A 20532-nucleotide genomic window follows, 5' to 3' on the forward strand; every position below is an offset into this window, starting at 1 on the left:
GACAAGTTCGCACTCGGCCAAAGCTACGCCGGAAGCCGCAAACCGCCGTCGTACATTTCCGCTAAGCCGTCCATCAACAGACCTTCGAGGGCCCGCTCGAGTTGTTCGGGCGCCGAGTTAAGCCGGTGCAGGGCGGCGAGGGGAATCCCGACGCCGGATGGCGCGAATCCGAGATCGGCCGGCGCTTGCTCGAACATCTCGCGGGGCACGGGGGTGGCAGCTTCGCGGAGGACGGCCATCACGGCGCCGCGCACCTGGCGGTCCGTGCCGTGCCAGGACTGACCCTTTGGAGTGTACGACGGCGGCGGCTCACCGGCTGCGAGCCAGGCACAACTCGAGCGGACGGGGCAGTCAGCGCACTTAGGACTGCGGGCGGTGCACACCATGGCACCGAGCTCCATGACGGACGCGTTCCAGCGGACTGAAAGGTCCTGATCGAGAGGCAGGAGGGCCTCGGCCAAGCGCATCTCCGCGGCGGTCAGCGCAGGAGCGGGGAGCGCGCTGCCGGAGATCAGCCGTGCGTGGACGCGCCGGATGTTGGTGTCCACCACGGTTTCCCGGCGGCCAAAAGCAAAAGCTGCGACGGCGGCCGCTGTGTAGTTGCCGACGCCCGGCAACTCCAGGAGCTCACCATAAGTGTCGGGAACCTTGCCGCCGTGCTGCTCACGGATGGCGACGGCGGCCGCGTGCAGTCGCAGGGCCCGGCGTGGATAGCCGAGCCGGCCCCAATGGCGGACGGCTGCGCCCGATGGTTCGTCGGCTAGGTGGGCGGGTGTGGGCCAGCGTTCCATCCAGTCGAGCCACACTGGCAGGACCCGGACAACGGGTGTTTGCTGAAGCATCACTTCGCTGACCAGGATGCCCCACGGGCTGCAATCGGGCTCGCGCCACGGGAGGTCGCGGGCAGTCTCGGCGAACCACTGATCGAGGGCTTGGTGGAGGCCTGCCAATTGGCCTGAATCGGGAAGTGTCATGCTGCCATCCACTGTAGTGGAATCCGGGCGGTGAGGAGTCGGCGGTCCGGACCACGGGTGTGGTTTTTCGACCAAAAGCTACTGGGAAACCTTTACGGTAACCGTGGTGCCCTTCTCCGGGCTGCTCACAAGGTCTATCTGTCCGCCGTGAGCCTCAACGATCGCTTTGCTGATGGACAGCCCCAAGCCGGCGCCCGGGATGGCGGCCTTCATGGCATGGTCGGATCGGAAGAACTTCGTAAACGCTTGCTCCTGTTCTTCCGTGGTCATGCCAATACCTTGATCGCTGATGGAACAGATGAATCCGCCTTCCTGTTTTCTCAGCGCAACGGTGACTTCACTGCCCCGGGGTGAGAACTTGATGGCATTGGAGAGAAGTTGATCAACAGCCCGGGTGAACTGACCCGCATCCACCTCCGCCCCAACCCCTGCCTCGATTCGGTTCTTGATGACGATCCCCTTGGCAGCCGCGTCCTGCTCGGCAGCCCGGGTGGCTTTGTCCAGCAGGTGGGAGAGGTTGGCCGGTTTCCGCCTCACCTCCAGGTGCTCCGAGGCCACCAGCAGGAGATCGTTGATCAGGGTCAGCAAGCGGTGCGCGTTACGCTCTATCACCTGCAGATACGCCGGATTCGGTTCATCGCCCATGAGTTGCAGGTAGCCGAGCATGGACGTCAATGGAGTTCGAAGCTCGTGCGAGATGGTGCCCACAAACTTATCCTTTGCTTCGAGCGCGGTAACCAACGCTGTGACATCCGTGAAGGCCAGCACGGAACCTTTCGCCCGGCCGGCGTCGTCGTGAAATTGCCTCGCAGCGACAGAGAAAATCATCTGCCGGCTCTCACCGCCCACGCGTATCAGTTTGTTGGTGAAGCTACGCCCGGACATGGCAAGTCCTGCCGGGCTCTCTAACAGCTCCACGGCGCCATGGGCCGCTGCGGCGAGAAAGGGGTTGCTGCCGGGCATCTGCTGGGCGGCTTTCCTGTCCGTTCGGAAACGGTGGTTGGTCAGAATGTCATCACCGGCGGCATCCATTGCCCAGACCCCCACGTTCACCGTTTCCAGGACAGCGTCCAGAAGCTGCTGATGGTCCTGCGTGGCCTTGTGCAGGCGAAGGAGCTCCCTGTCTTTCTCGCGCTGGATGTCCCTGTGCCTGACCACCACACCTGCCACCAGATGGGCTGTCAGGGAAAAACCGGCCAGGATGACCGGAACAACAATCATCCGAATGAGCTCAGCTTGCGCCACCTCATGCCCCAAAAGGTACGGGGAGGCGATGATCCCGCAGAAGGGGCCCAGGATGGCCAAAACCAAGCGCGTGACACTAGCGCTTAAGGCAAGCCAGATCACCGGGAAAACCATCAGAAGCGTGACCACGCTCAGGACGGGACCGCCGAGTTCCCGGGTAAGTCCAAGAACAAAGAAGTCCGCCATAGGAATGAGCACAAAGCCCCAAGGAGGAAGCTTGCTCCAGGGCAGAGCGGCGCAGGCTACAAGCATCAGCGCGTGGACCACCAGCATCAGCTGGAAGGCCGTATCGCCCATCGTTTCCGGGCTGAAGAGGACAACAAAAAGGATGATCAAACCCATGGCCAACGTCAGGGGCAGCTGGCACAAAACAATGGCTTTACGTCTACCGATAGTGCCGAAGAAATCATCCAATGGCATGAAAACGGATGTGTCCTGCATGATCGCCAGCCCTCTCCCCGGAAGCCGCCAAATGACAGGCTTGATGCCATTAGCCACAGCATACTCACCAGATCCTGCGGCCGCGGGGTTTGGCGCTATTTACGGGACCGTCCTCGTCCACACCGTCCGGGAGTGGTCATGGCCGACGTCACACAGGCCGGGATGTGGCACTTGCGGCGTGGAGGTTAGGTGCCCACACGGCTGCGAGCCTAGCCTAGAACCATGGCCAACAAGGGTAAGCAGGATTCGACCGTGCGCACATCAGCGCCGGCGAAGGGTGCGGCCCCAACCAAAAAGCGGCGGCCGAGCCCCGCAGTGTACCGCCGTCGTCGGCAGGTGGTCTTCGGCGCCCTGCTGCTGGTCATCGTCCTGGTGATCGGCGGCGTCGTGGCGCTCACAGGCGCCCTGGCCGGGAATCCGCAACCTCAGGCTGTCAGCACAGCCGACGCTTCAACGTCACCCACGCAGGGGAGTGCCCCCACAGGAACAGCGGCACCCTCACCGTCGCCCACGCCCGTGTGCGACTTCAACCTGATGACCGTGGCCGCCAAGACCGACAAGCCCGCCTATGGTCCGGAGGAAAAGCCGCTGCTGACCATGACCATCACCAACGGCGGCACCGCTCCGTGCGAGGTCAACGTGGGCACCTCCCAAATGGAGTACCTGCTCATGAGCGGCTCGGACCGCATCTTCTCGTCAAAAGACTGCCAGACGGGCGGGGAGGATCTCATCAAGACCATCCAGCCCGGCAAGAGCGAGACCGCAAACTTCCCGTGGCAGCGCAACCGGACGTTGGAAGGCTGCGCCAGCATTGCCGCCACGCCGGGCGCGGGTGGCGCCTACTACACGTTCGAAGCGCGGCTAGGAAACAAGGCGAGCCCCAAGGTCGCCTTCCAGTTGAGCTAGCCCATGCTGGAGGCGCGGCTGAAGTCGCGGACTTTCGCTGCGGCCCGGCGCCCATCCAGAACCACGCGCTTGACCCGGTAAAAGACCTCCGGCGACGTTGAAAGCAGTCCCTGTTTGACGGTTTTTGCCGCCACGGCCTTCACGCGCGTCAGCAGTGGCGCAGTGCCGAGGCTTTCGATGATCTGGACGTGAGTGGCAAACTCCCATTTGTAGGTTTCGGCGCCCTGCAGGAAATCGAAACTGCTATGACCCAGGTCAAAGCTATGTTTCATGACCCGCAACAGCATTTCCGTGCCGATCCCATGCTTGGCGAAAGCCGGGCTATACGCCGGAATGAGTGCCAGGTATTCGTCCTCCTGCCAGATGAAGCCGGCATGGAAAGCGACGTATTCATCCGCCACTTTCAGTGTGGAGAGAATCAGGTGCCCATCCTCAAAGAGCCGTCTGAGCATTGCCACTGATTCCGCATTCTCCAGTGTCTCGTGCCCGCCCCTGTACTGCTGGGTCTTCCATTGAATGCAGGTATCAAAGGCTGCGATATCCGGATTATCGAACATGAACTCAGGCTCGCCATATTGTTCGCTCAGCTTCCGGAGCCGCTGCCGCTGAGTTCTCAGTAAAGTCTTGCTCCTTTTCCGGATGAGGGCCAAGTACTCCTCCCAGGTATCAAAAGCAGCCCAGATAACCAAAGGTGCCGGCTCCAAAGGAGTGTCAGGCACCACCGAGGTGGGGTCCTCATCCGGCAAAGCGATCAGGGACGTCACCATTTTGGGAACGTAGCGCAGGGTTTCGGACGGTGACGTGGTGACGCCGCGGGCGGGCAAGGGTTTCACGTAGTCGTAGAAGGGCCCGCTGTGGACCGCCCTTTTCCCGTCAATTTCGGCAAGCCGGACGTGCGCTTTACTTCCCCGAATTCCGTATGTTTTCAGCTCAATGGTTTTTGCCTGGTAGAAGTCACGGGCAAGTGCCGTGAGGAAGGCGTCGGAAGCGTAGAAGTCCATACTGAATTACCCCTGAACAGCCCCGGAGGGCATCACGTTTGAGCCCAACAAAATTTGTGGGCAGACTGAGTTCTGGGGATGGAACAAGTGTCGGCTGAGTCCAACCGAACCATTCTAAGCCAGGTCTAAAGGAAACGGTCCAGCAGGCTCGCTTCAGCCATGCGACTCAAGCCTTCACGGACTGTGCGGGCTCGCTGATCGCCGATTCCGTCCACGGTCATGAGGTCGTCAATGGTGGCTGCCATGAGGTTCTGGAGTCCGCCGAAGTAGTCCACCAAACGGTCGGCCACTGCCTTGGGAACGGATTTCAGGCCGGACAGCAGACGGTAACCACGCGGTTGAACCACGGCATCCAACTGCTCTACTCCGCCGGCGAAGCCAATGATGTGGGCAATGCGGCTGAGGTCGATCAATTCTGTGGGTCCAAGGTTGAGGAGGGCCTGGACGGCTTCCTCGATCTGCTCAGGAGTGGCGTCGGGGTCGGAGTAGTCGCGGATGATGACTTCGCTCCCCGGGCCGCGGCCTACCGTGAGTTCCTCCACCTGGAGGGAGAGCAGGCGGCCATCTTCACCGAGTTCCAGCACGTACTGGGCTATTTCCTCGGAGATACGGCGAACCATTTCCTGGCGCTGCAGCGTGACGGCAACGTCCCTGACCGTGACCAGTGCCTCGATCTCCAGGGCCGAAAGCGAGCTGGTGACCTGGTCCAGCCTGGCGCTGTACCGTTCCAGGGTTGCCAGGGCCTGGTTGGCGCGGGCGAGGACCTTTTCGGAGCCTTCCAGGACGTGGCGCAAACCGTTCACGTAGAGCGCGATGATCTGCATGGATTGGCTGACGGATATAACGGGAACGCCGGTCTGGATGGCTACACGTTCCGCGGTGCGGTGCCTGGTGCCTGATTCCTGGGTTTCGATGCTGGAATCGGGCACCAACTGGACGGCGGCCCGGACAATGTTGCTGGCATCCTTGTCACAGATGATGGCGCCGTCCATCTTGGCCAGCTCACGCAGACGCGTCGGGGAGAAATCGATGCCGATGTCGAACCCGCCCGAACAGATGGAGTCGATGGTGCGGTCGTAGCCCAAAACGATCAACGCGCCAGTCCGTCCACGAAGAATGCGTTCCAGGCCGTCACGCAGCGGAGTTCCGGGTGCGACTCTGGCAAGGGTCGCCTTGAGCGACTCTTCCGGGCTCCGGGCCATAGGGTTTCCCTTCGAAGGTGCAAGCCATGGCTCACAGACAAGCTGAATCCGGCGTCAGTGCGCACTAGGAAAAAATGCCCACATGACGACAAGCACAATGATAGGGCTTCCGAACACCGTTAACCGCACCAGCAAGCCCCAAAGTGGGTCATTACGCGATGTTCGGCGTTGCCTCGAAAGTGGTTTGGCGACCGAATGATGGGAACCCTATTTCCGCCACTCGGCCGCCAAAGTGCTAGCGCTGGCCGCGGCCAAGACCTGTCAGCAAGGCGCTGCCCGCTTCCCGCCACAGTCCTTGGCTGCCTGGTACGGCGGTATTTTCTTCCAGGTATTTAATCCAGTCGCCGTATTCGCTGATGTCCCGCGCGCTTGCCGCAGCTACGGCATCGCATGCGAATCCCACTGCCGTGCTCCCATCGTCCAAGGTGATGGACCCCAGAAGCATGGGTTCGGGCAAGTCAGCGAGGAAAGACCCCAGGGCGGACTCGGAAAGCAACCACCGTTCTGCAACCAGCCCGGTTCCTTGTTCAGATCGAACCACGCCAGGCTTGGGCGGAGTGGTGTCCAGAGCCACCATGCGGTACCTCGCCGCAGTGATTACCCGGCCATCCCAAAAAGCTCCACGCCGCTCAAGTTCCGCTGCCAACGGCTGGCCTTTCCGGTGGGCGCCCACCACCACAAGAGGTACGACGGCGGCGCCCGCGGCAACCGGCCAGGGAACCTTTGGCGCGGCAGCGCTGGCAGCACCCGCCGCGCCGGACCTTGCAGGCGCGGCGCCGGCGGCGAACAGTCCCGGCTTCTCCGGGGTGCGTTCAATTCGCCGGGCAATGTCCGCGGCCACGCCGTCCTCGAAAGTTCGGGCCACCACAGTGAGGCCGAACTGGGAGACGCCGCCTGCTTCCCCGGTTCCGGCGGTGTCAGCGACAGTCCCGGCCGGCACTGCCACAGCGCTGAGATCAAAGAGGTTGCAGAAATTGGTATACGTACCCATCCGGGAATTGACCCCCACGGGATCGGCCGCAACCTCGGCCAGCGTCGGGTGGAAAGGTGCTGTGGGCACGATCAGGGCATCGAAGCCATCCAGCCGCAGCATCGCTTCGGTCCTGAACCGTTCCAAGGAAGCGGTGTCCGTCACGTACTGGTGAGCAGGGACCTTGCCGGCGGCGGTGATGATCCCCGCCACGGTGGGGTCGAGCGTGGCGGAAACCCCTCCGGCTTGCACCCTGTCAACAAAGTTCCCAACGGCGGCATAGCGCTCGGCCACCAATCCGCCGTCGTACAGCAGCCGTGCTGCCTCAAGGAAAACGTCCAGTTCGATGGGTTCGGCCGCCACCCCGGTGGAGCGCAGCCGCTCGATCTGTGCCTCGAACTCGAGCGCCCATGCCTCCGGGAGCGCCGGCAGGGCAGCGGGATAGGCCACCCGCGGTGTGGCCGGCGCAGCGATCCTCACGTCCGCGGGCCAACTGCGGCCCTCCCCGGCCATGATGCCCATGGCGAGCTCGGCCGTGGCGAGGTGGCGCGCGAAGATCGTGGCGGTATCCCAGGAACGGCATGCAGGGACCACACCTTCGGTGGACACCACGCCGAGAGTCGGTTTGATCCCCACAATCCCCTGCAGGGCAGCGGGAATCCGCCCCGAACCGGCGGTGTCCGTCCCGATGGCAAGGTCCACGAGCCCCAAGGCCACCGCCACGGCAGAACCTGAACTTGAGCCGCCGGAAATCCGCTCAGGGCGGCGCGCGTCACGCACAGCACCGTAAGGACTACGGGCACCCACCAGTCCCGTGGCGAACTGGTCCAGGTTGGTGGCCCCCAGCACCAGGGCACCCGCTGCGCGAAGCCTCGCGACCGGCACCGCATCCCGGGCGGGCACCTCGCCAAAACCGGGGCACGCCGCCGTCGTCATCACACCGGCAACGTCCACATTGTTCTTCACGGCGAGCAGGAGCCCGGCTAGCGGCAGGTCCTCCCCGGCGGCAGCAGCGGCGTCGATCCGGGCCGCCTCAGCGAGCAGTTCATCCCGCCCGCGCAGGTGGATCCAGATTTCGGGACGGTCGACGGCGTCAATCGCCTCAAGCGCGGCAAGCACGCGTGCCACTGTGGTGGCTTTGGGGCTGGTCATAGTGCGCTTCCTTCCAGCACAAGTGCCGGTTGCCGGACATCCACCGGTTCAAGCACCACCAAAGCCTCGCCTGCTACCACCTGCGCGCCGGCCGTGGGCAGGACTCGTTGGACCACACCATCCACCGGAGCCTGGATGACGGTCTCCATCTTCATGGCCTCCAGGGAAACCAACGACTGGCCAGCCGTCACTACGTCGCCAGGTTCCACGTCCACTTTCCACACACTTGCGGCGAACGGGGACGTGACCAAGGTGCCGCCGTCGGGAATTACCACGTCGTCCGCCGGCGGGGCCAAGGAAACAGCCTGCTCTGCGCGATCAAACTCGCCGGCATCCTCCCACGCCTGACGTTCAACGGCGAATGCGGCCGACTGTGTTTCACGGAACTCCGCAATGGAGACGCTGTTGCGTTCCAGGAATTCCTCATGCTCGGCCAGCGAGAAAGTGCCTTCCGTAATCTCCACACCCCGGCCTCTGCCGGCAGCCATGTCCGCGCGGAGGTCCAACAGTTCCTCAGGGCTGACGGGGTACCAGGAAATACGGTCGAAGAACCTGAGCAGCCACGGGGAACCCGGCTCAAAAGGCTCGGCATCCGCGTAACGAGACCATACCTGCGTGGTCCTTCCAACAAACTGGTAACCGCCGGGACCTTCCATGCCGTAAATGCACATGTAGGCACCGCCAATGCCCACGGCGTTCTCCGGAGTCCAGGTGCGGGCCGGGTTGTACTTGGTGGTGACCAACCGGTGCCGCGGATCCAAGGGCGTGGCCACCGGAGCCCCTAAGTACACGTCGCCCAGGCCCAGCACGAGGTATTCCGCGTTGAAGACGGTATCGAAAACGTCGTTGACGGAGTCCAAACCGTTGATACGGCGGATGAACTCGATGTTCCACGGGCACCAGGGGGCGTCGTCGCGGACACCGGCCATGTACCGCTCAATTGCTTCACGGGTGGCGGGATCATCCCAGGACAATGGGAGCCGGACGCTGCGGCTGGGCACCACCAACTCCGAACTGGCAGGCAGTGAAGCATCCACCTCGCGCACCAGGCCCAGCAGTTTGGACGTGGGCAGGACCGACGGATCGGCTTTGATCTGCAAGGACCGGATGCCAGGGGTCAGATCCACGATGCCCGGGACACCAAGGCGTTCGAGTTCCTGATGCAGGGCGTGGACGCGGGCGCGGAGGCCCAGGTCCAACACCATGTCCCCGTACTCCACCAGAAGGTTGTCATCACCCGAACGGCGGAAGGTGACCGCAGGACGGCCCTCGCCTTCGGGCACCCGGCCCAGCACGCCGTCGTCGCCGTCCCCGCGCAGCACTCCGGCGGTGCCGGAAGCGGTGCCGGACACCGTGCTGCTGCTGAAGCCCGCGCCGCCCGGCAGGAGCAGCTGCCTTGCGGCGCCGAGTTCCTTGACCGAAGGTGCCTCAACCGAGCGGATCGGCGCAAAACGGACCTTGTCCCCGGGACGGAGCTGCCCCAGCTTCCAGCGCTCGCCGGTCACCACGGTAACGGGGCAGACGAAGCCGCCCAGGCTGGGACCGTCCGGGCCCAGCAGGATGGGCGTGTCACCGGTGAAGTCCAGTGCGCCCACCGAATACGCGGTGTCGTGAATGTTGGAAGGGTGCAGGCCTGCTTCGCCGCCATCGGTGCGTGCCCAGCGCGGTTTGGGCCCGATCAGGCGGACTCCTGTGCGGGCTGAGTTGAAGTGGACCTCGTATTCTGCGGCATAGAGTTCTTCAATGTCTTCGCGTTGGAAGAATTCCGGGGCGCCATGCGGTCCTTCCACCACTTTCAGCTCCCATTGCGAGGTCAGCGCCGGGCGGCTCTCCGCGGGGACTGCGCCAGGGACGGTTTCAGGCAGGTGCCCGGTGACCGTGCGGAGCACATCGCTGGCCCGCAGCACACGGCCGCCGTGGCCGCCGAACTGGCCCAAGGTGAAGGTTGAAGCGCTGCCAAGGTATTGGGGAACATCAAGCCCACCCTCGAACAGGACGTAGCCCCTCAGGCCGGATCCGTCCGCAGAGCCGACGTCCAGGAGTCCGTTGGCAGGGACGGTGACGGGCTCCCACGTGGCGGCCGCGTTGCCGTTGACGGTGACGGCGACGTCAGCGCCGGTGACGCAGACGGTGGTGGCGTGGGTGAAGCGGAGCGCCGGCCCGGCCATGGTGAACTCCAACCCGGGCGCGCCCTCCGGATTACCCAGTGCGGTATTGCCCAGCCGGAACGACAAATCATCCATGGGACCACTGGGCGGCACGCCGATCTGCCACAGCCCGGTCCTGCCCGGCCAGTCCTGCACGCTGGTTTGGAGGCCGGGCCTTTCAACGGTGATCCGGGGCTCAGGATCGCCAACGGTGTTCAGAGTTCCAGTGGAATGTTCTGCTGCACGGACTACCTCCATCCCGGCCACGGCACGCAGCATGCCCAGATTCGTTTCGATACCGTCGATCCGGGTCTCTGCCAGCGCAGCGGCCAGGGCGTCGAACGCGGCGTCGCGGGTGGTACCGGACGTGATGACCTTGCCCAACAGGGGATCGTAGCTGGTGGAGACTTCGCTGCCGGTCTCCACCCAGGCGTCAATGCGTACGACGTCGGAGGCCGGGTACTGCGCGTTGGTGACGGTTCCGGCGCTGGGCTGGAAATTCCGGGCGGGGTCTTCTGCGTAGATGCGCGCTTCCACGGCATGGCCTGAGACGGGCACACTGTCCGGCACGCCCTGAAGCACGGGCTCCTGCTGGGCCAGATTCAGCATCCACTCCACCAGGTCCACTCCGGTGATGGCTTCGGTGACGGGGTGCTCAACCTGCAGCCGGGCGTTGACTTCCAGGAAGGAAGCCTCTTGACGGACGGGGTCGTAGACGAACTCCACTGTGCCCGCAGAGCGGTAGCCCACGGAGGCACAGAGCGCACGGGAGCTTCGGTGCAGTTCCTCCCGCAAAGCCTCCGGCAGATCCGGCGCGGGCGCCTCTTCAAGTACCTTCTGGTGGCGGCGTTGCAGTGAGCAGTCGCGATCACCGAGACTCACCACACGGCCCTCACCGTCGCCGAACACCTGGACTTCCACGTGGCGGGCATGTTCGATGTAGCGTTCAGCGAAGACCCCGGCGGTTCCGAAGCTGGAGCTGGCCAAACGGGCCACCCGGGAGTAGTTGTTGCGGAGTTCGGCTTCTTCCCGGCAAACTGCCATGCCGATGCCGCCGCCACCGCCGGTTGCCTTGAGCATGAGCGGGTAGCCGATGGTGTCCGCTGCTGCTACTGCCTGGTCCACGTCGTCAAGCAGACCGGAGCCCGCGATCATGGGAACCCCGGCGCGTTGAGCTGCATCCCGCGCGGTGTGCTTGGTCCCGAAGATCCGGAGCTGCTCGGGGGTGGGCCCCACAAAGACCAACCCTGCTGCCTCCACGGCTTCCGCGAACGCAGCGTCCTCGGACAGGAACCCGTAGCCGGGGTGAATGGCGCCGGCCCCGGTGGCCGCCGCCGCGTTAAGGATGGCCTCAACTTTGAGATAGGACTCCTTGGCGGGTGCGGGTCCCAACAGGACGGCCTCGTCTGCGAGCTTCACATGCTTGGCGCCGCGGTCTGCCTCGGAGAAGACGGCGACGGTGCGCAGCCCGGCTTTGCGGGCGGATTCGATGATCCGGCAGGCGATCTCTCCGCGGTTGGCAATGAGAAGGGTGTGGAAACGGTTCATGCGCGGGCCTCCGGACGTGTGACGATCATGCGCACCGGCGTGGGGTTGAAACCGTTGCAAGGGTTGTTGATTTGGGGGCAATTGGACACCAGCACCAGGGTGTCCACCTCGGCGCGGAGTGCCACGCGTTTGCCGGGAGCGGACAATCCGTCCACGATGCCCAAGGCGCCATCCGGGTCTACCGGCACGTTCATGAACCAGTTGATGTTGGACACCAGGTCTTTCTTGCCCAGGTCCCATTTGGCGCCTTCAATGAGGAAGTTCTCCACGCAGGCGTGCTGTTCATGGGTGTGCTGGCCGTAGCGGAGGGTGTTGGATTCCTGCGAGCAGGCGCCTCCGATGGTGTCGTGGACGCCCACCTCGTCCGCCACCACGGTCATGAGTTCCTGTCCGCTGTCTGCGCGCAGGACTGAGCCGGTGGTGAGGAAGATGTTGCCTTGGGTCGCGATGGTCGCGGCGGCCGAGTACCGGGTGCTGGTGTCTTGTGCTGCGTAGAGGATGCAGTCCACAGCCTGGTTACCGTCCAGGTCCACGATGGTGAGGACGTCGCCGGCAGCCACTACGGCCGACCATGGGCCGCGGGCTTCCACCAGTTCGTCCAGGACCACTTGCCCGGCGATCAGCGCGGGGCCGATATCTGCGATCGTGTTCATGCGGAAGTCCTTGCGTTGTAGTCGAGTTCTGTGTTGTTAAGGGCCAGTCGCCCTTCCGGGCCCAGGTGAACAGTGGAGGTTCCTTCCACCAGGGCGGCGAGGTCCTGAGGAGCCCGCCACGCGACGATGTCCACGGCGCTGCCGGTGAAGTCGGGGCGCGGGTCCAGCGGGTGGGCGGTATTGGCCAGTACCAGCACCGCGTCCATGTGGAGGAGAAGTTCGACGGCGGCCCCGGCACCAGCGCTGCCGGCGAACTGGATGCTGCCGTCCCGTTCCACGGTGATGCCTTTGAAGAAGGACAACGACGGCGGCAGTTGCCTTTGGCTGACCCCGTGCTTCATGCCGCCGAGGGTGAGAAGTTCGCGGCCTGCCGGTGACGGGCTGTGGGCTGATCCGGCACCGTACTTGGCGGTGTTACCGGCCAGGCTGGTGGTGCCGGTGAGGGCATCGTGCTGACCGGAGGAATCAGCCACCACGGTTGCCATCAAACGGCCGGCGTCGGAGAGAAGCGGGTGGCCTGTGGTGATGTAGGCCTGCCAGGGGACTTTCACAGTGTCCGCAACGTTGAGCCGCTCATGCTGGGCTCCGCTTCGGAGGATGGCAGCGTGAACGCAAGCATCGCCGTCGAGGTCCGTGAGCCTCAGGCGCGTCCCGCGGGCCAGTTCCAGATGGGTGTAGCGGCCGAAGGCCAGTGTCTCCGCCCAGGTGAGGGAGTCCTGTGCTTCTCCGGGAAGGTTCCGGGTCAAACGTTCCGGCGCCGCAGCAGGTGGGACATGGATCATGGTCTCGGCTGTCCGCCCGTGCTGGGCCCGTGCGTGCAGTTTGGCGCCGGCAGTTGTGGCGGTCCCGTTTTCAGGGGTCCGTGTTTCAAGAGTCTGTGTCATGGCAATCATTTCTGTGCTTGAACTTTGTCCGTGTTCGAACGTGAACTGGTCTAACCTGTGGGCGGGTCAGCCGGCGTGGGCGGTTTCCGCAGCCTTGTTTTCCCGAACCCGGATGTTCCTCCGGACCCAGATGCCCAGGAGCAGAACGGCGCCCACCATGATGGGGGCGGAGAAGAGCAGGATTCCGTGTTCACCGGAGGGGTCGTACACTTCGGGACGGGGCCAGGACAGGTTGATGACCATCAGTGCGCCATACAGGACGGCGAGGATGTTGACCGGCAAGCCCCAGCGGCCCAGGGAGAAAAGCCCTGCCGGCATGGTCTGACCCACCCGGTTCCAATCGCCGCGGAAACGACTGAGCAGCTGCGGAACCGTGACCATCAGGTACGCCAGGTACACCATCACGATGCACACACTGCAAAGGGTGGTGAAGAGTGCGGAGTTGCCGATGTTGATGGCAAGGATGCCCACCGCCAGGGCGCCAATCGCGATGGATGGCCACATGGGGGTTCCACGCTGCGGGTGGACCTTGGAGAGCAGGGCCGAGGCCGGAAGTTTGCCATCGCGTGCCATGGAGAAGACCAGCCGCGAACCCGCCGTTTGGATGGCCAAAGTGCACACGAAGATGGCGATTGCCACGTCAACCAGCAGCACTTTGCCCCAGAACGTACCCAGCACGGCAGTGAGCACATAGGGCAGTCCCTCGGTGGCGAGCCTGCCGTCGTCGAGACTTGGCGCTGCCATCAGAGCGGCGATGATCATGAGTCCGCCGCCAATACCGGAGATGATCAGTGCTGAGAGGATGGTGCGCGGGGCCGTCTTGCGGGGGTTCTTGGTTTCCTCCGAGAGCTCCCCGGCGGAGTTGAAGCCCACCATGACGTACGCGGCCATCAACCCGGACACCAGGAAGGCGCCGACGGCGCCCAGGTCCGAGGTTGCGACAACACTGACGTCCGCTACTACCTCGGGGCCGCGCTGCGCGGCTGCGAACAGGGCCAGGATCACCGCGGCGACGCCCACAATCTCGCACGTGACTCCAATGGAGTTGACGTGCGACATGAGCTTGACGCCCAGGCAGTTGATCACAGTGGTAATCACCAAGAGTACGGCGCCGAGGATGACAGCATTCGCTGCACCAGTGGGGGACGTCAGAGCGGGGTCGCCGCCAACTACTTGGAAACCATCCCACAATTGGGGGAGGACCACTTGGAGGGCGATGGCTGCGGCGGCAGCCGTGATGACCTGGGCGATGGACATGAACCAGCCGGCGAACCAACCCACCACTTCGCCACCCATGCGGCGCGACCATTGATAGACGGCGCCGGACAACGGGTACCGGGCGGCGAGTTCAGCGAAGTTCAATGCCACAAGGAGCTGGCCCACCAGCACCACCGGCCACGTCCAGAAGAAGGCAGGACCGGCGAAGGAGTAGCCGAAGGCGAAGAGCTGGAAAATGGTGGTGAGGATGGAGACGAACGAAAAACCTGCTGCGAACGACGCGTAGCGGCCCAGTTTGCGGTGCAGCGTGGGCTGGTAGCCGAGTGCTGTCAGGTCTGCATCGTCGGTGCGGCTGGCCGCCGTCGAAAGGGTGGAAGTCATCGGTTACTCCGTGTCTGGAACGGGATGTGGAACCAGCCCGGAGCGGTTTCTGATCACCCGTCCGGAATATCGGTCAAGTGATAGTTTTTCAGCGCGGTGTCCCCGCTGCGTTTCGCCGATGTAAAGCCTTGGTTACCGCGTATTTCCAGGATGTAAATGAAAACTCACCGCTCGGGGAGCGCGCCGTGAACGGCCTGTTTGAAGGGACTGCGATGCAAGAATGAAGGGTGACTACAGCCGGACCGGGACGCCCACGCAAACAGCAGGCAGTACGCCCGGGGGCCACCGCCCGCGACGAGATATTGGACGCTGCTGCCGAGCTCTTCACCAGCCAAGGTTTCGCCAACACGTCCACACGGGCCATCGCCGACGCCGTCGGGATTCGGCAGTCGTCGCTGTATCACCACTTCTCCACCAAGGATGAGCTTCTGGGTGAGCTGCTCGGCGGGACAGTGTCCACAAGCCTCGCCTTTGCCCGGACAATAAACGACCACGAGGGCGACGACAGGGATGTACTGGCCGCAGCTGCGCGGTTACACGCGATGGTGCTGTTCGACGGCTCGCAGCTCTGCAATTCCCGATGGAACCTCGGGGTGCTTTACCACCTGCCGGAGGCCAGGGCAGAAGTCTTCCAGCCGTTCATGGAAGCACGGAAGGAACTTCGGACCATTTATGGAGAGTTGGGGCGGGAACTGGCGGCCAGCTACGATTCGGACGCCAGCCTCGGCGATACTGCCTTCAGATTGGTGGAGTCCTTGATCAACCTCCGCGCGGACGGACTGCTCTCAGCAGACTCGGCGTCCACCACGGCGGATACGGTCTTGATCCTCGCCGGCCTCGAGCGGGAGCTTCCGGCGGTGAGGGCCGCCAGTAGCGAGCTCATCAGCCGGTTTGGAGCACCAGCCGAATCTTTCGCCGGCTAAGTCATTCTCGGTGCCACATTCAGAGGGGCGGGCGCGTCTCCCTCTCTGACTCCGTTTCTTGCGACGTAAGTACTGCGTTCATCACTGATGCCCGTCCTGTCATAGACGTACAGCGTTACTTCGTCGAAGAGGTCGGCGAGGGGGTCGTTGAATAGGGCCACGGCATTGGCATTGCATGTGCTGGCTGTCGTCGCGCCAGCCACATAGAGACCGTCGATCGCCTCCGGAGGTGTAAATCGTCCGCCAAGATGCGAACCCGTGCCCGCAAACGCTTGCTCGCGACCAACCCACCAGCGTTCGCGGGCCTGCGCTTTAGCAGTCTCGCGGCTCACTTCTACGTCGACGACAGTGAGATGGCTGTAGTCGCCGGTCAGGAGCCATTTGAGGTAGCGGTCTTTGAGGTTTGGCCACGAAAAGGTGCCCTCAATGGCAACGTTCACGCCGTCTTCAATCGATCGCCGCAAAACCGCGTTCGCTAGATCGGCAGATTCCGTGTGGACAAGCGAGGCCAACTCATTGAGCAATAGCGCGCGCCCGTCCGGCAGCTGCAGATCAAGGAGATCGTCAAATATACCGTCGGTGCGAGCTGTTTCAAGAAGATGCTCCTTGATGACATCCGGGTCGATGACCCGATATCCCGTAAGCCCAAGCTTTTTCACCTCGGTTGACTTCCCGGCACCGGGTGGACCAGCAGTGATGAGAGCCGCAGACCCATCCTTACCAAGGTCTGCGGCGTCTGATGTGTAGCTCTCGATCAGCTCAGAATGGAATTTGCGGCGCAACCTATCCCGTGCGTCATAAAAGACCGCTGTTGATCGGTGGGAGTCCTTATGAAGTAAGGACCCAGGCTGTGACAGACGAATCAACTCGCGCTCGGTGCGCAACCGCGCGTCCATTGCCGTCATCCAGGTCCCCCTTGGTAGTGTCCGCGGAGGACCTGCGAACATGCTCCAAGAGGTAGTCGAAGTCGTCGTCACTCAGCAGGCCTCTGTGAAGCGCATCTGTGACTTGCTCCCAAGAGCCTGAGGTTCGAACGCTCAGCGGATTTTCCGGCTGGGCATCCTGCGCGAAACTGTAGTTCCAGCTTACAAGCTCGGTCAGCATGGACGCGTGATCCAACTGGCCAGCAGCGTGCCGCAGGATCACCTCACGAGGAGACCTGGCGATCGCGGCAGGCACTGCCTCAACACGCCGCAGTATTCTGGAAACTTCTGCCTGCGAAATCCCGGCATCGTTGGCTATTGCCGTCTGGGAGGCGCCGTCCTTGTGGGCTGCCATCACCGCGCGAATGTGATCCAAGCGCGCCAGTTCCTTCTGCGCGTAGGCGATCTGAAGAGGCCTCAGGGTCGTCGGCATGATTGGGTTTCTCCTTCCGCCGAAGGCTATACCAAATGTATAGCTGTACCTCAGTCTTGTCCTGCGGCTGCGCACTGTCAACACGAGCTACGTCACTTTGCTCGTCCCGGGAGCGGAGTCTTGCCTCGTTGTTCAGTAGTCCACCTGCCGCTTGAGTTTGTTCCCGAGCCACAGCATCGCAAAGCTCACCACGACGAAACCCACAGTGATGGCCAAAGCGAAGACCACCACGCCGCCCCAACCGCCGGCGCGGGCAGGATCAATGAACCAGTACGGGTACCAGTTGACGAAAGCGCCCCGGATCAGGCTGTAGGTCAGGTAAAACACGGGGTAGATGAGCCAGTACCAGATGTGCCGGACTTCAAGGCGGGCCCGTGGTGGTTGGAACAGCCAGTCGGCCACCATCACCACCGGGATCAGATAGTGGACCACGAAGTTGACCCACGGAACCATGGATCCCAGGTCCTGCCCCGTGAGGAGTGCGCCGAAGACGATGCCCACAATGGCCATGGCAATGGTGGCCGTGCCACGGGTAACATCGTCCGCCTCGGTGGGTCGCTTGCGGATGAGAACCCTGTAGCCACTGATGAGGAGTACGGCGGCGGCAAAAAGATTCGAAAGGTTGGTGAAGTAACTGAAGAAGTTCCAGACGTCGAACCCCAAGCTGATGTGGACAGCCAGTTGCGTCCCCACCGCCACCAGCGTCAGAAGGCCAAAGAAAAAGCGTCCCCCGATAAGCACATTCCGTTTGGTCATGCCCCAATCCTTACCGAATTCCCGTTGAGCAAGCACTCGACACCCCGTAAGGGTTAAGTGATCAGCAGTTCCAGCGCTTCAGCCAAGTGGCCCACCTCGCGCACCGAGAAGCCTTCCGGGATAACGCCCGCACCTGCCGGACTCGCCGGAACAATGGCGTGCGTGAAGCCAAGACGGTGGGCTTCCTGGATGCGCTGGTTGATCCCGGGAACCGGACGGACCTCACCTGCCAGACCCACCTCCCCGAACGCAATCAGACGCTGGGGGAGTGCCTTCCGCGACTTGGCGGACGCGACGGCCAAGGCAACTGCCAGGTCAGTGGCAGGTTCCGTCAGCTTCACGCCACCCACGGTCGCCACATAGGAGTCGTCCTTGTGAAGCATGCAGCCGGCACGCTGTTGAAGCACCGCGAGCAACATGGCAACCCTGGAGCTTTCCAGCCCGCTGGTGGCACGGCGGGGCTGCGAATTGGCGCTCTCGGCAAGAAGGGACTGAACTTCCGCCAGCAGCGGCCTGCGACCCTCCATGGTCACGGTGATGCAGGTGCCCGAGACGGGCTCACGTGTCCGTGAAACAAACAAACCGCTGGGATCCGCCAAGCCCTCAATGCCGGTCTCATTAAGATCAAAGCATCCGACGTCATCCGTGGCGCCATAGCGGTTCTTGACGGCCCTCAGCAGACGCAGACGGGAGTGGCGCTCCCCTTCGAACTGGCACACAACATCCACCAAGTGCTCCAGCAGGCGAGGCCCTGCGATGGTGCCTTCCTTGGTCACGTGGCCCACCAACAGCGTGGTCATGTTGCGCCGTTTAGCCGCAGAGATGATGGAGGCGGCCACCTCACGGACCTGCGAGACGCCGCCGGCGCTGCCTTCGACGTCGGCACTGCTCAGTGTCTGCACGGAGTCCACAATCAGCAATTTGGGCTCAAGCTTCTCCACTTGGCCCAGGGCCTGCCCCAGGTCGGTTTCGGCGGACAGATAAAGAGTATGGGCCACGGCATCGATCCGCTCGGCGCGCAGCTTCACCTGCGCTGCGGACTCCTCGCCCGTGATGTACAGGACATCCTGCCCCGTGCGCGCGAACTTCGCAGCGACGTCCAGCAGGAGCGTGGACTTCCCGACGCCGGGTTCCCCCGCCAGCAGGATGACGGCACCGGGGACGAGCCCTCCTCCGAGGACGCGGTCGAGTTCGTCCACGCCAGTGGGCAGGAACGCCGCTGTTGTCCCGTCCACGTCAGCGATACGGCGGGCCGGCTCCAAAACTGTAGTGGCCGCCGTCGTGCGCGCTACCGTGGCGCCGTACTCCTCAACGGTTCCCCACGCCTGGCACTCACCGCACCGGCCCACCCATTTGATGGCAGTCCAACCACATTCGGCGCACTTGTAGGCGGGTGTTTTGGATGCGCGGGACGTCTTGGAAGCCATGGGTTCAAGCGTAGTTGCGGGGACTGACAGTATTAGCCGCTACAGCGCCGGGAGCACTGCCCGCGCTTCCTCCGGCTCCATCCCGCTCGCCTCCAACAGGTCCACCATGAGTGGCCGGAACAACATCACCACGGTTTCGCCTTCGAGCCTTTGCACGTCCAGCATCTTGGGGTGCAGGCGCGCGGCGATATCGGAGAGCTCATTCCGGGCCCGCCGCAGATGCACGCGCCGGGTTCCTTCGCTCTGCTCCGACAAACCAATGGTCATCTCGTCGATCGCCGCAGCGGTTTCCTGCAGGACTTCGGAGATGCTCTCGATCGCTTCGTCGGACAACGCTGCATGGTTGATGGCGCTGGTGAGGCGCCGGGCAAACACCCGGCTGTTACGAAGCGCAAGGTCGATGTACTCGAGGGAATGCTCCAAATCGGCGAGCTCATCACGGTGCCTCCGGTATGCCGGAGCCAAGGTGGCAACTTCACCCGAAGCACGCAGCGTCTGCCGCATCCGATCCACCAAAGGCTGGCAGTTCCGGCCGCGGATCAAGGCATGCCATGCCTGGGTGGAATCGCTGTCGATCATGGCTTTGGCGCACTCCCGCAGCACTTCCGAAAGCTCATGAAGGATCTTCTGGACATCCTTACGAGGCTCCCGGCGCGGATCCTTCGGCACCAGGAATGTCACCAACAGTGCAAAAACGCCACCCACCACGGCGTCCAGACTGCGCGTAAAGGGACCGCCGGCCGGTGCAGGCAGCAGCACCACCAACAGCGATTGAAGGCCCAGCTGCGTGGTGAAGATGGTTCCGCTGTCCAGGAACCTGGCCAGGAGGATGGAAAACAGGAGAACGACGGCGGCCTGCCAGATACCAGCGCCCAGCCAGTGGAGCAGCAGGTCACCCACCACGATGCCCAAGGTGCAGCCAAGGCCCACCTCTATGACCCGGCGCAGGCGCGGATCACGGGAAAAACCCAAGGCAATCAGGGAAGACGTAGCCGCGAACAGGGGACCCTGGTGGCCCAGCACGTATTCAGCGAAAGCGTAGGCTCCCACGGCGCATACCGTCATCTGAACAGCAGGCGTCAACGAATTCCGGCTGCGGACCAATCCGGTCCTGACTCTGGCGCGCAGGAACCTCTTGCTTGCAGAAAATCCCTTTGCGGCAGCCATGCCTTCCAGTCTATTTGCCCAACCCCCTCAACTACCCCAAGCCAGGAGCCCCTCAAGGTGGCACGCGCCACATAACCCAATGGTCCGCCGTCGTTCATCTTCCGTTCACCTTGCACCGCAGATCCCGTTACCTGCGCTCCCTACCTTCAGTAAAGGAACACATTTGGTCCACAGCTCGCGC

Annotated in this window: 16 protein-coding genes; 2 read left to right on the plus strand and 14 right to left on the minus strand. The window is 63.2% G+C overall.

The genetic code is table 11. The annotated features are described in order from the left end of the window. Positions 1-23: 23 nt before the first annotated feature. The gene (locus tag AR689_RS13335; protein ID WP_062070869.1) at positions 24-974 is read right to left on the minus strand and encodes an iron-sulfur binding domain-containing protein; all 951 of its coding nucleotides are present in this window, start codon (positions 972-974) and stop codon (positions 24-26) included. Positions 975-1052: 78 nt separating this feature from the next. Continuing rightward, a complete protein-coding gene (locus AR689_RS13340) occupies positions 1053-2660 on the minus strand; it encodes a sensor histidine kinase (RefSeq protein WP_156424599.1) in 1608 nt (535 codons plus the stop codon). Between the two features lie 222 nt (positions 2661-2882). On the opposite strand from AR689_RS13340, the gene AR689_RS13345 reads away from it, so the two are divergent. Further along, complete coding sequence (locus AR689_RS13345) at positions 2883-3566, plus strand: hypothetical protein (RefSeq protein ID WP_062070871.1); 684 nt, start codon at positions 2883-2885, stop codon at positions 3564-3566. Here the strand turns inward: AR689_RS13345 and AR689_RS13350 are convergent. The 7 genes from AR689_RS13350 to AR689_RS13380 all read right to left on the minus strand — a co-directional run bounded on the left by AR689_RS13350 (position 3563) and on the right by AR689_RS13380 (position 14722). Further along, positions 3563-4567: a GNAT family N-acetyltransferase gene (locus AR689_RS13350; RefSeq protein WP_062070873.1), complete on the minus strand. Its 1005-nt coding sequence runs from the start codon at positions 4565-4567 to the stop codon at positions 3563-3565. The two genes, AR689_RS13345 and AR689_RS13350, sit on opposite strands and share 4 nt — an antisense overlap. Before the next feature lie 125 nt (positions 4568-4692). Beyond that, on the minus strand, positions 4693-5769 hold the full coding sequence (disA, locus tag AR689_RS13355; protein ID WP_011772955.1) for a DNA integrity scanning diadenylate cyclase DisA: 1077 nt from the start codon (positions 5767-5769) through the stop codon (positions 4693-4695). A 235-nt stretch (positions 5770-6004) separates the two neighbouring features. After that, positions 6005-7891, minus strand: coding sequence for an allophanate hydrolase (atzF, locus tag AR689_RS13360; protein ID WP_062070875.1), 1887 nt, complete (start codon positions 7889-7891; stop codon positions 6005-6007). After that, entirely contained in the window at positions 7888-11586 is a 3699-nt protein-coding gene (uca, locus tag AR689_RS13365; RefSeq protein ID WP_062070877.1) for an urea carboxylase, read from the minus strand. Before uca ends, atzF begins: the two co-directional genes overlap by 4 nt. Further along, complete coding sequence (locus AR689_RS13370) at positions 11583-12239, minus strand: urea amidolyase associated protein UAAP2 (protein ID WP_062070879.1); 657 nt, start codon at positions 12237-12239, stop codon at positions 11583-11585. The genes uca and AR689_RS13370 overlap by 4 nt, the downstream gene beginning before the upstream one ends. Beyond that, a complete protein-coding gene (locus AR689_RS13375; protein ID WP_062070881.1) occupies positions 12236-13123 on the minus strand; it encodes an urea amidolyase associated protein UAAP1 in 888 nt (295 codons plus the stop codon). Before AR689_RS13375 ends, AR689_RS13370 begins: the two co-directional genes overlap by 4 nt. 66 nt (positions 13124-13189) lie before the next feature. Beyond that, positions 13190-14722, minus strand: a complete 1533-nt coding sequence (locus AR689_RS13380) for an amino acid permease (protein WP_062070882.1) — start codon at positions 14720-14722, stop codon at positions 13190-13192. A 227-nt stretch (positions 14723-14949) separates the two neighbouring features. Here AR689_RS13380 and AR689_RS13385 point away from each other — a divergent pair, with 227 nt between their 5' ends. Continuing rightward, positions 14950-15645, plus strand: coding sequence for a TetR/AcrR family transcriptional regulator (locus AR689_RS13385; RefSeq protein WP_062070884.1), 696 nt, complete (start codon positions 14950-14952; stop codon positions 15643-15645). Here AR689_RS13385 and AR689_RS13390 read toward each other — a convergent pair. The 5 genes from AR689_RS13390 to AR689_RS13410 form a co-directional block, all read right to left on the minus strand. After that, positions 15642-16550, minus strand: a complete 909-nt coding sequence (locus AR689_RS13390) for a zeta toxin family protein (RefSeq protein ID WP_197412879.1) — start codon at positions 16548-16550, stop codon at positions 15642-15644. The two genes, AR689_RS13385 and AR689_RS13390, sit on opposite strands and share 4 nt — an antisense overlap. Continuing rightward, entirely contained in the window at positions 16474-17001 is a 528-nt protein-coding gene (locus AR689_RS23335) for a sigma-70 family RNA polymerase sigma factor (protein WP_062070888.1), read from the minus strand. The genes AR689_RS13390 and AR689_RS23335 overlap by 77 nt, the downstream gene beginning before the upstream one ends. A gap of 132 nt (positions 17002-17133) precedes the next feature. Then, positions 17134-17757 (minus strand): Pr6Pr family membrane protein, encoded by a 624-nt coding sequence (locus AR689_RS13400; protein ID WP_062070889.1) that lies wholly within the window; start codon positions 17755-17757, stop codon positions 17134-17136. A 53-nt stretch (positions 17758-17810) separates the two neighbouring features. Beyond that, positions 17811-19184 carry a DNA repair protein RadA gene (gene radA / locus AR689_RS13405; protein WP_062070891.1) on the minus strand — a complete coding sequence of 458 codons (1374 nt, stop codon included), beginning with the start codon at positions 19182-19184 and terminating at the stop codon, positions 17811-17813. A 39-nt stretch (positions 19185-19223) separates the two neighbouring features. Further along, positions 19224-20351 (minus strand): FUSC family protein, encoded by a 1128-nt coding sequence (locus tag AR689_RS13410; protein ID WP_062070893.1) that lies wholly within the window; start codon positions 20349-20351, stop codon positions 19224-19226. Between the last annotated feature and the right edge of the window lie 181 nt (positions 20352-20532).

This window comes from Arthrobacter sp. EpRS71 (assembly GCF_001512285.1).
Lineage (GTDB): Bacteria > Actinomycetota > Actinomycetes > Actinomycetales > Micrococcaceae > Arthrobacter.

What these genes read in the sequence shown, in the direction of transcription:
- disA (WP_011772955.1), bottom strand. Translation starts at nt 5,769, where the DNA reads ATGGCCCGGAGCCCGGAAGAGTCGCTCAAGGCGACCCTTGCCAGAGTC.
- AR689_RS13335 (WP_062070869.1), bottom strand. Translation starts at nt 974, where the DNA reads ATGACACTTCCCGATTCAGGCCAATTGGCAGGCCTCCACCAAGCCCTC.
- AR689_RS13390 (WP_197412879.1), bottom strand. Translation starts at nt 16,550, where the DNA reads ATGACGGCAATGGACGCGCGGTTGCGCACCGAGCGCGAGTTGATTCGT.
- AR689_RS13340 (WP_156424599.1), bottom strand. Translation starts at nt 2,660, where the DNA reads ATGCAGGACACATCCGTTTTCATGCCATTGGATGATTTCTTCGGCACT.
- AR689_RS13380 (WP_062070882.1), bottom strand. Translation starts at nt 14,722, where the DNA reads ATGACTTCCACCCTTTCGACGGCGGCCAGCCGCACCGACGATGCAGAC.
- AR689_RS13410 (WP_062070893.1), bottom strand. Translation starts at nt 20,351, where the DNA reads ATGGCTGCCGCAAAGGGATTTTCTGCAAGCAAGAGGTTCCTGCGCGCC.
- AR689_RS23335 (WP_062070888.1), bottom strand. Translation starts at nt 17,001, where the DNA reads ATGCCGACGACCCTGAGGCCTCTTCAGATCGCCTACGCGCAGAAGGAA.
- uca (WP_062070877.1), bottom strand. Translation starts at nt 11,586, where the DNA reads ATGAACCGTTTCCACACCCTTCTCATTGCCAACCGCGGAGAGATCGCC.
- AR689_RS13350 (WP_062070873.1), bottom strand. Translation starts at nt 4,567, where the DNA reads ATGGACTTCTACGCTTCCGACGCCTTCCTCACGGCACTTGCCCGTGAC.
- AR689_RS13345 (WP_062070871.1), top strand. Translation starts at nt 2,883, where the DNA reads ATGGCCAACAAGGGTAAGCAGGATTCGACCGTGCGCACATCAGCGCCG.
- AR689_RS13370 (WP_062070879.1), bottom strand. Translation starts at nt 12,239, where the DNA reads ATGAACACGATCGCAGATATCGGCCCCGCGCTGATCGCCGGGCAAGTG.
- atzF (WP_062070875.1), bottom strand. Translation starts at nt 7,891, where the DNA reads ATGACCAGCCCCAAAGCCACCACAGTGGCACGCGTGCTTGCCGCGCTT.
- radA (WP_062070891.1), bottom strand. Translation starts at nt 19,184, where the DNA reads ATGGCTTCCAAGACGTCCCGCGCATCCAAAACACCCGCCTACAAGTGC.
- AR689_RS13400 (WP_062070889.1), bottom strand. Translation starts at nt 17,757, where the DNA reads ATGACCAAACGGAATGTGCTTATCGGGGGACGCTTTTTCTTTGGCCTT.
- AR689_RS13375 (WP_062070881.1), bottom strand. Translation starts at nt 13,123, where the DNA reads ATGACACAGACTCTTGAAACACGGACCCCTGAAAACGGGACCGCCACA.